Source organism: Colwellia sp. 6M3, assembly GCF_014077595.1.
GTDB lineage: Bacteria > Pseudomonadota > Gammaproteobacteria > Enterobacterales > Alteromonadaceae > Cognaticolwellia.
Genome location: NZ_JACGWF010000027.1, coordinates 1 through 14,690 on the forward strand (window position 1 = coordinate 1; position 14,690 = coordinate 14,690).

At 37.6% G+C, this 14,690-nt stretch carries 14 protein-coding genes; 8 read left to right on the forward strand and 6 right to left on the reverse strand.

Annotation, left to right across the window (positions count from 1 at the left end; translation table 11 throughout):
• The 7 genes from H4J50_RS07975 to purF form a co-directional block, all read left to right on the forward strand.
• A partial coding sequence (locus H4J50_RS07975) for a FimV/HubP family polar landmark protein (protein WP_182255567.1) occupies window positions 1-1,449 on the forward strand: 1,449 nt, incomplete at its 5' end.
• Between the two features lie 145 nt (window positions 1,450-1,594).
• Entirely contained in the window at window positions 1,595-2,377 is a 783-nt protein-coding gene (gene truA, locus H4J50_RS07980; RefSeq protein ID WP_182255569.1) for a tRNA pseudouridine(38-40) synthase TruA, read from the forward strand.
• 301 nt (window positions 2,378-2,678) lie between these two features.
• On the forward strand, window positions 2,679-3,536 hold the full coding sequence (accD, locus tag H4J50_RS07985; protein ID WP_108455258.1) for an acetyl-CoA carboxylase, carboxyltransferase subunit beta: 858 nt from the start codon (window positions 2,679-2,681) through the stop codon (window positions 3,534-3,536).
• Window positions 3,537-3,546: 10 nt separating this feature from the next.
• The gene (folC, locus tag H4J50_RS07990) at window positions 3,547-4,821 is read left to right on the forward strand and encodes a bifunctional tetrahydrofolate synthase/dihydrofolate synthase (RefSeq protein ID WP_182255571.1); all 1,275 of its coding nucleotides are present in this window, start codon (window positions 3,547-3,549) and stop codon (window positions 4,819-4,821) included.
• Window positions 4,822-4,839: 18 nt separating this feature from the next.
• Window positions 4,840-5,472, forward strand: coding sequence for an SPOR domain-containing protein (locus H4J50_RS07995; RefSeq protein WP_182255572.1), 633 nt, complete (start codon window positions 4,840-4,842; stop codon window positions 5,470-5,472).
• Between the two features lie 71 nt (window positions 5,473-5,543).
• The gene (locus tag H4J50_RS08000) at window positions 5,544-6,026 is read left to right on the forward strand and encodes a CvpA family protein (RefSeq protein WP_108455261.1); all 483 of its coding nucleotides are present in this window, start codon (window positions 5,544-5,546) and stop codon (window positions 6,024-6,026) included.
• 32 nt (window positions 6,027-6,058) lie between these two features.
• The gene (gene purF, locus H4J50_RS08005) at window positions 6,059-7,576 is read left to right on the forward strand and encodes an amidophosphoribosyltransferase (protein ID WP_182255574.1); all 1,518 of its coding nucleotides are present in this window, start codon (window positions 6,059-6,061) and stop codon (window positions 7,574-7,576) included.
• 103 nt (window positions 7,577-7,679) lie between these two features.
• On the opposite strand, the gene H4J50_RS08010 is transcribed toward purF, so the two are convergent.
• Both H4J50_RS08010 and H4J50_RS08015 read right to left on the reverse strand, forming a co-directional pair.
• Window positions 7,680-8,279: a Yip1 family protein gene (locus H4J50_RS08010; RefSeq protein WP_108455263.1), complete on the reverse strand. Its 600-nt coding sequence runs from the start codon at window positions 8,277-8,279 to the stop codon at window positions 7,680-7,682.
• A gap of 214 nt (window positions 8,280-8,493) precedes the next feature.
• Complete coding sequence (locus H4J50_RS08015; protein WP_108455264.1) at window positions 8,494-8,775, reverse strand: hypothetical protein; 282 nt, start codon at window positions 8,773-8,775, stop codon at window positions 8,494-8,496.
• Between the two features lie 576 nt (window positions 8,776-9,351).
• On the opposite strand from H4J50_RS08015, the gene H4J50_RS08020 reads away from it, so the two are divergent.
• Window positions 9,352-10,116: a tRNA isopentenyl-2-thiomethyl-A-37 hydroxylase MiaE gene (locus H4J50_RS08020; protein WP_182255576.1), complete on the forward strand. Its 765-nt coding sequence runs from the start codon at window positions 9,352-9,354 to the stop codon at window positions 10,114-10,116.
• A 74-nt stretch (window positions 10,117-10,190) separates the two neighbouring features.
• Here the strand turns inward: H4J50_RS08020 and H4J50_RS08025 are convergent, their stop codons facing one another.
• From H4J50_RS08025 to H4J50_RS08040, 4 genes are all read right to left on the reverse strand, one after another.
• On the reverse strand, window positions 10,191-10,922 hold the full coding sequence (locus H4J50_RS08025) for a sulfite exporter TauE/SafE family protein (protein ID WP_108455266.1): 732 nt from the start codon (window positions 10,920-10,922) through the stop codon (window positions 10,191-10,193).
• 64 nt (window positions 10,923-10,986) lie between these two features.
• Entirely contained in the window at window positions 10,987-11,679 is a 693-nt protein-coding gene (locus H4J50_RS08030) for a pirin family protein (protein ID WP_182255578.1), read from the reverse strand.
• Between the two features lie 119 nt (window positions 11,680-11,798).
• Window positions 11,799-12,701, reverse strand: coding sequence for a LysR family transcriptional regulator (locus tag H4J50_RS08035; protein WP_182255580.1), 903 nt, complete (start codon window positions 12,699-12,701; stop codon window positions 11,799-11,801).
• 13 nt (window positions 12,702-12,714) lie between these two features.
• Window positions 12,715-14,622 carry a monovalent cation:proton antiporter-2 (CPA2) family protein gene (locus H4J50_RS08040; protein ID WP_182255582.1) on the reverse strand — a complete coding sequence of 636 codons (1,908 nt, stop codon included), beginning with the start codon at window positions 14,620-14,622 and terminating at the stop codon, window positions 12,715-12,717.
• Between the last annotated feature and the right edge of the window lie 68 nt (window positions 14,623-14,690).

Sequence of the window (14,690 nt, forward strand, 5' to 3'; positions counted from 1 at the left end):
GATCAAGGTGATGCACCTACTGAGGATGACACGTCAAGTGAAGACAACCTTGAAGTAGCAGACCCTGATGATATTGATGCACTGCTAGATTCGATTAACGACAAAGATGAAACTCCGACTGAGAATAAAGCTTCTACTGACGATATTGACGAGAATGACAATAGCCTTGATGAGTCAAACGAAGTAGCAGACCCTGATGATATTGATGCACTATTAGATTCGATTAACGCTCAAGACGAAACTCCGACAGAAAATAAAGCTTCGACTGAGGAAATTGACGAGAGTGACGTTAGCCTTGATGATGCAAGTGAAATAACAGAGTCAGAGTCTACTGAAAGTGAAAATACCGAGCTCATTAATAACTTTACGGATGAATACGTACAATCATTTATAGATACTGATCTGAGCGATGTATCCGATGAGAACGCCACCGAAAGTTTGGATACAGACAATGCTGATGATGTATCCAATAAGGCTGCTGAACAAGAGCAACGGGCTGAACAAGTAAGTAAAGAAAGCGAAACTCTTGAGAATAATGATAAAAGCGATAGTGCCGATAATAGCGAAGACATTTCAGATGATTTTGACATTGACGCTTTAATTGAAGAAGTCAATCATAACTCAGAAGCCGAGAGTGAAGATGCATTAGAAATTGGTGATGATGTTCTTGATACCGAATTATCTGATAGTGATTTACAGTCTAAAGAATCTGAGAGCGAATTAGCAGATCAAGAAGCTGCGGCGATAGATGAAGAAACTTTAGCGGCATTATCCGGTGACTTTGACGAGTCAACATTAACTAACTTATTGAACGACGAAAAAGATAGTAATGATATGGTGGAGTTATCTCCGGACTTTACTGATAGTAATGTTTTAGCTGATTTACTTGCCGATGATGAGACCCCGGCACAAGCTAATGATAGAAAATCAGAAGCCAGTAATGTTGAGGAAGTTAAAGGCATTAAAGAATTAGATAACCTAGATTTTGATGACTTGTTAGCAAATATTGAAGAAGAAAGTGGCCAAAGCAGTAGCGATGAATTTGAATACAGCGAAGGTTTTGATATTGGCGATGACTTTGAATTAGATGTGTCAGAAGATGTTACCTTAGAAGATAACGATTCGAATAAGGAAAATAAAGAGGAAGATTTTATTTCTGTAGATTCTTTATTATCCGATAGTTTACTTGATGGCAAGCCTACAGAACCCTATGAAAAAATGAACATTGATGTAGGGTTAAGCGAATTTCCTGAGTTTTCTGGTAATATTACCGAAGAAGATGTTGATGACGATGATAATGGTATTGCCGCTAAATTAGACTTAGCGAAAGTTTACCTAGAAATTGGCGATCAAGATAATGCCGAAGTGATCTTACTTGATGTGATCAAGCAAGGTGATGCACAGCAGCAGTTTGATGCTCAACAATTATTAGATAATCTTAAAGATTAATATATTTTAATGCTGTAGGTAATAGTAAGGCTGCTCTTTGCAGCCTTTATACTTTTTAATTATTGCAAAGTGTTGAATACATTAATTCAATTGGTATAACGCGTAAAATAATGGATAATGTCTCACCTTAGCAATGGAGGATAAAATGCGTTACGCTTTAGGCATAGAATACGATGGTAGTAACTACTACGGTTGGCAAAGACAAAAGAATGTAATTAGCGTTCAAGAGTCGGTAGAAAAAGCTTTATCAAAAATTGCCAATGAACCCATTGAGGTGGTCTGCGCAGGCAGAACCGATACTGGGGTTAATGCGACCAATCAGGTCATTCATTTTGAAACAGAAAAGGTGCGTAAAGATGTTGCGTGGACATTAGGGGTTAACACTAACTTACCTAAAGACATTGCCGTATCTTGGGTGAAAGAAGTTAATACTGACTTTCATGCTCGCTTTAGCGCAACAGCTCGGCGCTACCGTTATATCATTAATAATAATCGTCTACGGTCGGCTATTTTAAGTTCTGGTATTAGTTTTTGCCATTACCCACTAAATGAAAATTTAATGCATCAAGCGGCACAATACTTAGTTGGACGTCATGACTTTACATCATTTAGAACGGTGCACTGTCAGTCAAATTCGCCTACTAGAACTTTGCACTATTGTAATGTTTATCGCCAAGGTGAGTTCGTTATTATTGATATTAAAGGCAATGCATTTTTACACCATATGGTGAGAAATATTGCAGGTAGTTTAATGAAAGTCGGTCAGGAACTAAAACCTGTTAGTTGGCTCAAAGAAGTACTTGAGGCTAAAAACCGTTGTGTTGCGGGTATTACGGCTCCTTCTGCGGGACTCTATTTTGTTGATGTGGATTACCCAGAAACGTTCGGTATTCCAAAGCGTAGCCCAGGACCATTATTTCTACTATAATCAATATTAAAGCCATGTTGATTGATGACTTATTTAATGACTATCTTAGGCAATAATCGTGCTATAAAGATAGATACGCAATTAAACTGTTTGATTTTCGTTAGTCATTAGACATTTTTTTAAATGAAACGGTAGCGTAGTTAATTACTCAAATAAGTGAATAAGAAGAAAACAGACCAGTTTTTCCTATAATTGTGTAGGTGTTCTATGGTCTAATTCAACGAATTAGCAAAAATTTTATATTTAGTGGTTGTATTTTAAACAATTATTAAATTTTTTCGTGTATAGGCAAAAATATATTATGAGCTGGATTGAAAAGATTCTCCCAAAAGCAAAAGCAACACAAAAAAGAAATATTCCAGAAGGTGTTTGGAGTAAGTGTTCTAGCTGTAACGCGGTGCTTTATAAAGTTGAGCTAGATCGACAAATGTCAGTTTGTCCAAAGTGTGATCATCACATGCGTATTTCTGCACGCAAACGTATCGATGGTTTTCTTGACCAAGGCGAGCGAGTTGAACTAGGTGAAGAGTTTGAAGCACAAGATATTCTTAAATTTAAAGACTCTAAACGCTATAAAGATCGTATTTCAGCGGCGCAAAAAAGTACCGGTGAAAAAGATGCGCTAGTGGTTATGAGAGGCGAACTTCATGGGCAACCTATTGTGGTAGCTGCATTTGAATTTGGTTTCTTGGGTGGCTCAATGGCGTCTGTTGTTGGTGCTCGCTTTGTTAAAGGTGTCGAATATTGTTTAAAGCATAACGTACCCTTTGTTTGCTTTTCTGCCAGTGGTGGCGCACGTATGCAAGAAGCATTGTTTTCACTAATGCAAATGGCAAAAACCAGTGCAGCATTAGCTAAAATGAGTGAAAAAGGCCTTCCTTATGTTTCAGTGCTAACCGATCCTACTATGGGTGGTGTTTCAGCAAGTTTAGCTATGTTAGGTGACATTAATGTTGCCGAGCCTAAAGCATTAATTGGCTTTGCTGGCCCGCGCGTTATCGAACAAACCGTTCGTGAAAAACTACCTGAAGGCTTTCAGCGTAGTGAATTCTTAAAAGAAAAAGGTGCGATTGACATTATTGTAGATCGTCGCGAAATGCGCAGTACTTTAGCAAGAATGCTTGCTAAATTTATGGGGCAAGATAGCCCAGCAGCATAACGGAAAATTCATGTCAAAAATGATTAAAGGCCATTCAGCGAGAAACAATCTCACTGAATGGCTTTCTTATTTAGAGAGTATTCATTCAGTTGAAATAGAGCTTGGCTTAACTCGCATTAATGCTGTTGCCAAAAAGCTTAATATTGCATTTCCTTCGTCTACTGTTATCACGGTTGCTGGCACTAATGGTAAAGGCACAACCTGTGCATTTTTAGAGAATGCTTTTTTAGCTCAAAATTTAACGTGCTCGGTATATTCATCTCCACATATTGAACGCTTTAATGAGCGTTTGCGCCTCAATAAAGTTGAAGTAAATGATGATGACTTGGTTAATGCCTTTGAAACTATCGAGCGTACTCGCGAAGACATATCCTTAACTTATTATGAATATACAACATTAGCGGCTTTGTTAATTTTAACCGCACAGCAGCCCGATGTTATTATTCTTGAGGTTGGTTTAGGCGGGCGTTTGGATGCTACCAATATCGTTGATGCAGATGTTGCTGTGATTACGACTATTGATCTCGATCACCAAGCTTATTTGGGCAATACTCGCGAAGCCATTGGTTTTGAGAAAGCTGGGATAATGCGCTCCAACAAAATTGCAGTCATTGGTGATACCAACCCACCAAATTCACTGATAGAACATGCAAAATGCATTGGCGCTAAATCATACTTTCGTGACAAAAACTTTATGATTGAACAATCTAATAACAATGATTGGCAGTGGCAAAGTGATAGGCATAATTTTTCAGGGCTTTCTGATTGTAAAATACCACAAGACAATGTTGGCACAGCAATAATGGTGCTTAGTGTATTGTCTGATAAGCTTGCGTTAACGCTAGACAGCACATTTATAAATACAGTGATTGATGAAACTATTGTTGCTGGCAGAATGGAGAAGTTTAGTGATGGTTGCGATGTTATTTTAGATGTTGGGCATAACCCACAAGCTGCAAGATACCTAGCCTCACAATTACAACAATTGAATTATCCCAAGGTACATGCTGTTTTAGGAATGCTTGCTGATAAAGATACAACAAATACTGTCGCGCCACTTTTACCTTTAGTTTCGCATTGGTATATTGGTACGCTTGACGCTCCAAGGGGGCGTGCAGCAAAAAGTATCTTAGAATCTACACAAATAGACACGACAAAGGTGAATTGCTTTGACAATGTCTCTCAGGCATTTAAAATGGCAAAACATAATGCAAAAGCAACTGATCTTATTCTGGTTTTTGGATCTTTCTTTACGGTTGCTGAAATAAGACGTTTGTTAGTTTAACTATGATTGGAGTTTAATTTGTCTACACCATTTCAAAATCGTTTAGTTGGTACTATTATTGTTGCGGCTATCGCTATTATATTTTTACCTGATGTACTTGATGGCGACAAAAAAACATACCAAGATAACTTTGAAGCGATTCCAGATGCTCCGCAAGTTAATTTAACTCAAGAAAATACCAGCTTTCCTGAGCACAAACTCGCTAATTTACCCACAGAAGATTTTACTGATGAGTTAGCGCTCGACGATCAAAGTGTTATAGATTCAGCAAATGCGCTCAAAGAAAAAGATGTTACGGTAACCACGCTAGCTAAAGAAGCCCCTTTTTCTTCGGATAAAGCTACTCTACCAGCAAAAAATACGATTGATAAAGTGACAAAAAAATCACCAAGTAAAGCCGTAACAGAGCAAGCATGGGTTATTCAATTAGGCAGTTTTCGTCACCAAAACAATGTTGATGAATTGGTCAGTAAGTTACAAAAAGAAGGCTACACCGCCTTTACTAAACCTATTAAGACTAAGTCAGGAAAGTTGACCAAAGTTTTTATTGGACCTGAATTAATAAAATCATCGCTAGAAGAAAAACTACCAGCATTGAAAAAGCTAACAAATGTACAAGGTAAAGTTGCTCGATTCTATCCCGCTAAATAATAAAATTATTAGCAAATCCTAGGCGGCTTCTGGTAGAATGCGCGCCTCTAATCAATGAGAATATTCGATTTATGGTTTGGATAGATTATGCCATTTTGGCTGTTATTGGCATTTCAGCTTTAATAAGTTTAGTGCGTGGCTTTGTCAAAGAAGCTGTGTCTTTAATTGTCTGGATCAGTGCTTTCTTTGTCGCAAGTACCTTCTATCTTAATTTGTCGACCCTACTCACCAATATTTCCGATCAACTGCTGCGTAATGCTGCCTCGATTGCTATTTTATTTATCTCCACGCTAATCTTAGGCGCATTGGTTAATTACGTTATTGGACAACTGGTTAGTAAAACTGGTTTGTCTGGCACAGACAGAGTATTAGGTATCGTTTTTGGTGCGCTAAGAGGCGTACTGATTATTGCCGCCGTTTTATTTTTTATGGACGCATTTACACCGGCATCCTCTGCAACTTGGTGGCAAAACTCTCAATTGGTTCCAGAATTTACATTAATAGTTGAATGGTTTTTTGAATATCTCAAACAATCGTCAAGTTTTTTAGCTTAGTATTTAAACCTAGTTCGTCGGAGAATAAGTGCATGTGTGGTATTGTTGGTATTGTTGGTAAATCCCCCGTTGGTCAAGCATTGTATGATGGTTTAACGGTTTTACAGCATCGTGGACAAGACGCTGCGGGTATCGTGACTATTCACGAAAACACCTTTAGATTACGCAAAGGTAATGGTTTAGTTAAAGATGTTTTTCATACTCGTCATATGTTGCGCCTTCAAGGTAATATGGGTATTGGGCATATTCGCTACCCAACGGCTGGTACGTCTAGCTCTTCAGAAGCGCAGCCTTTTTATGCTAACTCACCTTTTGGTATTTCATTAGCGCATAACGGTAATTTGACGAACGCTGAAGAGCTTAAATTATGGCTTAACAGTGAAGCTAGACGTCATGTTAATACTACATCTGACTCTGAACTATTACTTAATATTTTAGGTCATGAATTACAAAATTCAGAACAGCATAAATTAGACCCTAGTGATATTTTTACCGCAATAAGTAATGTTCATAAGCGTGTACGTGGCGCCTATGCAACGGTTGCCTTAATTATTGGTTATGGCATGGTGGCATTTCGTGACCCTAACGGTATTCGTCCACTAGTATTTGGTAAGCGCGAAACTACATCAGGTGTTGAGTATATGGTTGCATCTGAATCGGTTGCGCTTGATGCTAACGAGTTCGAATTTGTTCGTGATGTTGCGCCTGGTGAAGCTATTTTCTTCACAGAATCAGGCCAAATTCATAGCCAACAATGTGCTGAAAACCCTTCTTTTCACCCTTGTATTTTTGAATATGTTTACTTCGCTCGCCCTGACTCTTCAATTGATAAAATTTCTGTTTACGGATCTCGTGTTGATATGGGTAAAAAACTTGGCGATAAAATTGCTAAAGAATGGGATGACATCGATATAGATGTTGTGATCCCTATCCCTGAAACTTCTTGTGATACAGCGCTAGAAATTGCTCGTCATCTGAATATTCCATATCGTCAGGGTTTTGTTAAAAATCGCTACATTGGCCGCACGTTTATTATGCCAGGACAAGAGCAGCGTAAAAAATCAGTACGTCGTAAACTGAACGCTATCGGTGCAGAATTTGTGGGTAAAAATGTTTTACTCGTAGATGACTCTATTGTTCGTGGCACTACGTCAGGTCAAATCATTGAAATGGCAAGGGCAGCCGGCGCTAAAAAAGTATACTTTGCATCTGCAGCGCCTGAAATACGCTTCCCTAATGTTTATGGTATTGATATGCCAAGTGCAAATGAATTGATTGCACATGGTCGTGACCTTGACGATATTTGCGAAATTATCGGTGCTGATAAGTTAATATTCCAAACCTTAGAAGATTTAGTGTCAGCTGTATCAACGGCTAACCCAGATATTACAGAGTTTGAAACCTCAGTTTTTAACGGCGAATATGTGACAAAAGACATCGACCAAAGCTATTTAGATAGATTAGATGCGATGCGAAACAATGAAACTAAAGAAACTTCAGACAAAAATGCTGACTCAATTATTGATATGTATAATGAAGGTGCTGAATAAAGCATGATGGGGATTTAGGTATTTATTAACTGATAACTCTGAATACCAAATTTAAGTCATAAAAAAACCGCTATTAAGCGGTTTTTTTATGACTGTTATCAAATCAGCTGACGTATTCAACACCTAAACCAGAGTTAAATACGATAGCACTGGCGGCCATCAAGGCTACAATAAGTACCAAACCACAAGTAACTACTGAGCTTGAATAAATAAAGCCTTTTTCTTCAGGTATATTCATCATAATCGGTACACCTGAATAAAGTAGGTAAACTGAATAACATAATGCCGCTAACCCAGCGAGTACAACAAACCATAAAACAGGAAATAATGCGGTTAACCCTGCCATTAATAATGGGGTAGCTGTGTATGCTGCTAATTCTAACGATTGGGTGAAGTCAGGTTTTGAATCAAAAGTTTTTGCCATCCACTGAATTAAAATGGCTAAAGAAAAAACACCTAGAATTAAACCAAAGTACATTGCTACTGACATAAATAGAGCGTTTGACTCTGTCAGTTTAATTGGATCTCCAGCACCGATAGACCAACCAATATGCGCTGCAGCATAATAACCACAAATAGCTGGAATTAATGCAATGGTGAGTATATGCACCATCGAATACATTAAACTCTCGTGACGCTTCTCAATTGTTTGCCATTCTTTTTTAGGTGCAGTATAAAGCCCCCAGATATGATTTAAGATCATGTTAAATACCTCTCTCTGTCCCCAAAAATAATGCAGATATAAGTAAAATTCTGCGACCTTACATTCTAATCAACTTTCTTATTTTTATTGTTGATATGTTATTTATGTAAGATGGCGAGGGATTCGTCAAGACTTGTTTGATATTTCAACGTAAAAAGATGTTTTTTAGCCATCTACCAGTCTAATTGTCCAATTTTTCGGGCGAAAAACTGATTTAACAGACTTTAATTCGAACAATTTTCATGACTTCAAGTTCAAAACCTGCAACCGTTTCAGTCGCTGGATAATAGGTAATATTGACCAGCTGATTTTGTAACGATTTATACAGCTTTTTTCTACGATATTTAAAGGGCACATCAATACCTTTTAACATGATGGTATTTAAGTACCATTCATCTACTTCACGTTGTACATGTGAAAGTACGGTTTGATGCTCACTATGGGTTAAGTCTTTGTGTTTGTCTGTTAGTGATTTTGCTTCCGTTTTTTTCATCATTAGTTCACTGTATTTTGGTCAAAAATAATTATAAGGCAATTTAATATAATTGAATTGCTATTATCATAACAAATAGCATAACTTTATTCATTTAATTGAGTTCGTTATACCTAAATAGCCGATAGCTCTCGGTTAATTTAGTATCAAAACTATTACACCATGGTTTATTGGTAACTCAAGTACTGGGCTTTTAAAGTAAAAAAGTTATTAATAACGTTCTTTATGGTGTGTCTAAATAACTTATGCCGATCAATAATTTTATAAAAGTAGCGACACTACTATTTTGCTTGAAGAAGCTGAAGCTGACAAACACTTATCTGTACTTTACTTTGAATATCTTCTTTATGAACTGAATGTTTATCTGTACATTGTAAGTTTTTAGATTCTGATTTTAGACACTAATTTTTAGCGTAAATTGTTCTATAAGCGATAAAAAAATAGCCTTTAGGGTTTAACACTTTATTTTAAGGCTAAACCTAATGGGGATTACTCTTTAATAGCCAGACAGCTAGCCTATTTAAAAAAATTCATGTTAAAATCATTACAATGTTCTAGATAAATACCGAGTTTTAAAAATTGCCTTCCGAAAAATTATTAGCACCAATCTTAAGTTTTCTTAAATGTGAAACGCCTAATGCTTGGATTGATGAAGCTAAAAAACCAGAGAATTTAGCCATTATATTAAGGGACCACCTTGCTTGTGAATTAAAGGCAGGGCAGACAGCAATGCACCTTATGCGTAAATATGCTGTTGATAAGAAAAGCGGACAAATATTAGCTGATTGGTTTAAGCCTTATGAAGGTTACTTATATCGTCAAGAAGGGGATTTACAATCTTTAGCTAACCAAGACGCCTTATCAAAATCAGTCTTCCCTAAAAGTAACTCTGAGTATGGCCAAGATTTGATTGATAAAATGGTGTTGTTAATCAAAGAAGAGTTACATCACTTTTATCAAGTGTTAGAAATAATGGAAGGCCGTAATATTGCCTTTGAAAACACATCAGCTGGCCGTTACGCAAAAGGTATGATGACGCATGTTACAACACATGAGCCAGATACCTTAATTGATAAGCTAATTTGTGGTGCGTATATTGAAGCTAGATCATGCGAACGCTTTGCAAAGCTAGCGCCTCATTTAGATGATGATTTAAATAAATTTTACACCTCGTTATTAAGATCAGAAGCTCGACATTATCAAGACTACTTAGCCTTAGCAGAGCAAATTGCAGGTAAAGATATTAGTGATCGTATTGCTCATTTTGGTAAGGTTGAAGCAGATTTGATTTCAACGCCAGATACAGACTTTAAATTTCACAGTGGTTCACCGATAAAACAATAATTTTTTATAATCAAAAATGATTATGTTTTATTAACATTATTTTAAAAATTGGTTAATTTCGCGATTAATGATCACTATTTTGTAAAGAATAACCAAATACCTAGTAATAACAAAAGGTAATTCATTACTTTTAGAAAGCGTTGTTTATCTAGGTGTTGATTAATTTTAACGCCAAGCCAATTTCCGAACACAGCTAAAGGTACAAATGCGAGAGCGGTAAGTACCACATCAAAAGTTAATAATCCTAAAGATACAACGCCAATTAATTTAATGATATTCATGATGGCAAAGAAGGCGGCGGCTGTTGCAACAAATTTTGATTGCGCTAAACCGATGGCGGTAAAGTAGATGATTAAGGGCGGGCCGCCAGCGTGAACTAAAGTACTCGTAATGCCTGACATTGCAGACATAACATACGCGCCGTAGCGATTATTAACTAAGCTCAGTTGCAATGTTTTAAAGCCGATGTTTTTAATGGCAAAGGTAATGCAAATAAAGGCAATAAAATTACGCAGGTGTTCTGCATTGACAATATCTATCAGTAAATTTGCTATCACAACACCCACAATAGCACCGGGTATTAGTTTAGCCAGTAAAGCAGTGTCCCACTTTTTCCAAAAACTTTTTACACTCATCATATCTGCGATAATAAGCAAAGGTAACATCAAGGTTATTGCTTCAATAGCGCTAAACTTAAACATTAAAATAGGCACCGAAAACACGCCAAGTGCCCCTGCAAAAGCTGATTTGGAAATACCGATAAGTAAAACTACAGCAGCAATAAGTAATACTGCGGATATATCCATTTTTAATAATACCTCTGGTTTTATTGCATATTAAGAGGCTGACTCAGCCTTGTTCTGTTCTTATTTAAGATATAGGTAAATCAAACCACAACGCTTCAAGGTCGGCGTCTGCTTTTATTTCTAACGATTGCTCAGGTTCAATAGCAAAACCATCACCCGCTGAAAACTGTTCGCCGTTAACGTTTAATTGGCCTTTAATAATATGCATATAACCCATGCGCTGCTCAGTGTTTAAGGTGATGTCTTCGTCTTTGTTCAACACTAAACGTGACATGCTTGCATCTTGGTTGATTGACAAAGCGCCGTTAGCACCTTGAGGGTTAACTAATGTGGTTAATTTATCTTGTTGGCGAATAGTTTTTTGCTCATAACTCGGTTTAATGCCGGTTACATTAGGCTGTATCCAAATTTGCAAAAACTTTACTTTATCTTTCTTTGAAGCATTAAACTCAGAGTGTAATACACCACGGCCAGCACTCATACGCTGCACGTCACCGGCGGGCACTTTATAGCTGTTTCCGGTATTATCTTCGTGTTGTAGTGCGCCTTCGATAACATAGGAAATAATTTCCATATCGCGGTGACCATGTTCACCAAAGCCTTTACCTGGCATAACCATATCATCGTTGATTACCCGTAATACCGAAACGCCCATATGCTTTTTGTCGTAGTAATTGCCAAACGAAAAACTATGCTTGCTATCTAACCAACCAAAATTTGCTTTGCCTCGATCTGCTGACTTTCTAATATATTTCATGGATAAACTCCTTCAATTGTTTTTCTTGAAGTGATCATACCGTTCTTATTGATAGCTTAAAATTAGCATTAATAGCACATGCCATTCGTATTTTAAGAACTATTGTAAAGCTTTTATTGTTAAGTGTTTTGCAAGTTCATACATTGTGCTCTTAGCTCTGCTATAAAACTTCTAGCCGCAGGACCAAGGCAATCGCCATCTTTATAGGTAAGGTAAAGTTGAGTAGAGCGCTGTCTATTTTCATTTAACTTTAAGGGGATTAGTTGCTTATTTTTGAGTTGTTGTTCAATTAAGCTCACCGGTAACCAAGCAAAACCTAAGCCCTGACAAATCATGTCTATTGAGCTTTGTAAATGACTGACCGTCCAACGTTGATTTGCTTCTAGCCAGCCTTCACTGGCTTTTTTGTCTTTATTTAACTGCGCAGAATCTCGCACGACTATTTGTCGATAAGACTTAAGGTCTTCTAAGCTGAGCTTGCGTTTAAGTTTATGTAAAGGGTGAGTTGGACTAGCAACAGCGTTAAAGGTGATGTAACACAAGCTTTCACTAAAGCCAGCACCAAGTGAAATGGGGGATATAGCAATTTCAACGTCATTATGTTCAAGTAACTCACTAGCACCGCTGAGTATGGTTTCAATTAATTCAATTTGCAGTAAAGGAAATTGCACGGAAACTTTTTCCAGTATTTGATATAACAATGTGCGTGGGAATATTTCATCAACGGCAATTTTTAACTTAGTTTCGATACCTTGACTTAATGTTTGACCAATAGCTTCAATTTTTCTCGCTTCTTCAAGTAAATAATTTGCCCGTTGAAGCATTAATTGACCAGCCTCAGTTAATACCGTTTTACGTCCTTCAATTTTAAATAGTTTTACTCCTAGCGAGTCTTCTATTTTACTGACAGCGTTATGAATACTTGATTGGCTTTTATGTACACCTTGAGACGCTTGATTAAAGCCACCAAACTCAACTACAGCATGAAACATACGCCATTGCTCTAAAGATATTCTTAGCATTTATTTGCTCGCATTATTGAGTTTGTTTCGACGTTGTTGCACTACTTTCTACAACACTTGCCTCATTACTTTCTACAATGTCATCACAAGGTGTACCGTCACTTTTTCGACAAGTATTTAATTTATCTTGCTCATTTCTATCGTTGCTCAATACTTGTTTTAAATCTTCGATACGTTGTTTAACAGCAATGCCATAGCTGTGGTCATCACCCCATAAATGAGCTAGTGCGGTTAAAGACTCGTGATCATGTTTGGCAAATATTTCACCCGCTCGCTTGGCATCGGCAGGCTTATTGCCTAACAGGGTAAGTACTTCTACGCCTAAGTTTAGTGCTGAGTCGAAAGTTTCACGCTTGAAGGTACTAATACCTAACTTCATTAATTGATAAGCATGACGGCGATCAATTGCACGTGCGGCAATTTTTAAATGAGGGTAGTGCTTTTGCGCCATAGTGGCTATTTCTAGGACTTTGTCGGGGTCATCAATGGCGATAACTAGTAATTGTGCTTCGCTAGCACCAGAAGCGGTTAGCAAGTCTATACGCGCAGCGTCGCCATAAAATACCTTATTACCAAAGCGTCTTAGCAGCTCAATTTGGCTTGGGCTATGGTCAAGAATCGATAGGTGATAACCTTGCGCCGCTAATAAACGACCAATAACTTGACCAAAACGGCCATAGCCAGCAATGATGACATTCTTAGTGGCTTCTATTTCCTCTGGGCTATCAAAGGTTTTTTGTGTGTTATCTTCACGGTTAATTATTTTTTCATAAAACATCAACAGCAAAGGGGCCATTAGCATTGATATGGCAACAACTAGAGTGGTTAACTTGGTTTGCTCTACACTGAGAATTTGTAATGTGCTGGTTAGTGATAACAAGACAAAGGCAAATTCGCCTCCTTGCGCTAACGCTAAGGTAAACAGTAATTTTTGTTTACTTTTAATGTTAAAAGCGTATGCAAGGATATATAACACGAAAGCTTTAATCACAATGAGCCCGATAACAAATATCATCACATTGCTAAATTGTTCGATTAATAGCGGGAAATCTATAGATGCACCAACCGTAATAAAAAACAGCCCAAGCAATAAACCTTTAAAAGGTTCAATATCGACCTCTAACTCATGTCTAAACTCGCTTTCGGCTAAGACAACACCGGCTAAAAATGTCCCTAAAGCCGGAGATAAACCAATTTTTTGCATGATGACCGCAATAACAATGACTAAAAATAAAGCGAAAAGGGTAAATAACTCACGCAAACGTGTTTCCGCTATATATCGAAAGAGTGGTGTCGCGATGTATTTGCCAGAAAATATTATCGCGGCAATGGTCGCCAGTGATATTAATACTTGTGCGTATACAGGAAGGTGTTCAATTAAATTACCATGATTTGTGGCAACATTAGTTATTTCGCTAAAGGCAAGTAATGGCAATAGCGCTAAAATTGGAATAACGGCAATATCTTGAAATAACAGTACAGAGAATGCATTTTGACCGGCTTCTTGTTTGATCCAACCTTTCTCAGTCAACGTTTGCAAAACAATAGCGGTTGATGACAACGCTAGCATAAGTCCTATGGCTAGTGAGGCTTCCCAGCGCAAGTTTAAGATAAAATAACCAACAGCATAAAATAACGCTGTAGTGAGTAAAACTTGTAATCCGCCTAAGCCCACTATGGAATGTCTTAACTTCCATAGTCTTGACGGCTGTAACTCTAAGCCCACTAAAAATAGCATCATGACCACACCAAACTCGGCAAAGTGCATGACATCGGTTTGGTCGCCAACAAGCCCAAAAGCAAAGGGACCAATGATAATGCCGGCAATGAGGTAGCCAAGCACAGAGCCCAGGCCTAAACGCTTGGCAATGGGCACAGCTACGATGGCTGCGGCTAAATAGATGACTGCCATTTCTAACATAGTTTTCTCTTTTTTATTATTTTAATAAACAACTGCATATATGTGTTTTTGTGACGATGTAATACCAT

Bases quoted from the DNA above. Each gene is read 5' to 3' on its own strand.
- truA (WP_182255569.1), top strand. From the start codon at position 1,595: ATGCGTTACGCTTTAGGCATAGAATACGATGGTAGTAACTACTACGGT.
- H4J50_RS08030 (WP_182255578.1), bottom strand. From the start codon at position 11,679: ATGAAATATATTAGAAAGTCAGCAGATCGAGGCAAAGCAAATTTTGGT.
- H4J50_RS08035 (WP_182255580.1), bottom strand. From the start codon at position 12,701: ATGCTAAGAATATCTTTAGAGCAATGGCGTATGTTTCATGCTGTAGTT.
- H4J50_RS08015 (WP_108455264.1), bottom strand. From the start codon at position 8,775: ATGATGAAAAAAACGGAAGCAAAATCACTAACAGACAAACACAAAGAC.
- purF (WP_182255574.1), top strand. From the start codon at position 6,059: ATGTGTGGTATTGTTGGTATTGTTGGTAAATCCCCCGTTGGTCAAGCA.
- H4J50_RS08025 (WP_108455266.1), bottom strand. From the start codon at position 10,922: ATGGATATATCCGCAGTATTACTTATTGCTGCTGTAGTTTTACTTATC.
- accD (WP_108455258.1), top strand. From the start codon at position 2,679: ATGAGCTGGATTGAAAAGATTCTCCCAAAAGCAAAAGCAACACAAAAA.
- folC (WP_182255571.1), top strand. From the start codon at position 3,547: ATGTCAAAAATGATTAAAGGCCATTCAGCGAGAAACAATCTCACTGAA.
- H4J50_RS08040 (WP_182255582.1), bottom strand. From the start codon at position 14,622: ATGTTAGAAATGGCAGTCATCTATTTAGCCGCAGCCATCGTAGCTGTG.
- H4J50_RS08010 (WP_108455263.1), bottom strand. From the start codon at position 8,279: ATGATCTTAAATCATATCTGGGGGCTTTATACTGCACCTAAAAAAGAA.
- H4J50_RS08000 (WP_108455261.1), top strand. From the start codon at position 5,544: ATGGTTTGGATAGATTATGCCATTTTGGCTGTTATTGGCATTTCAGCT.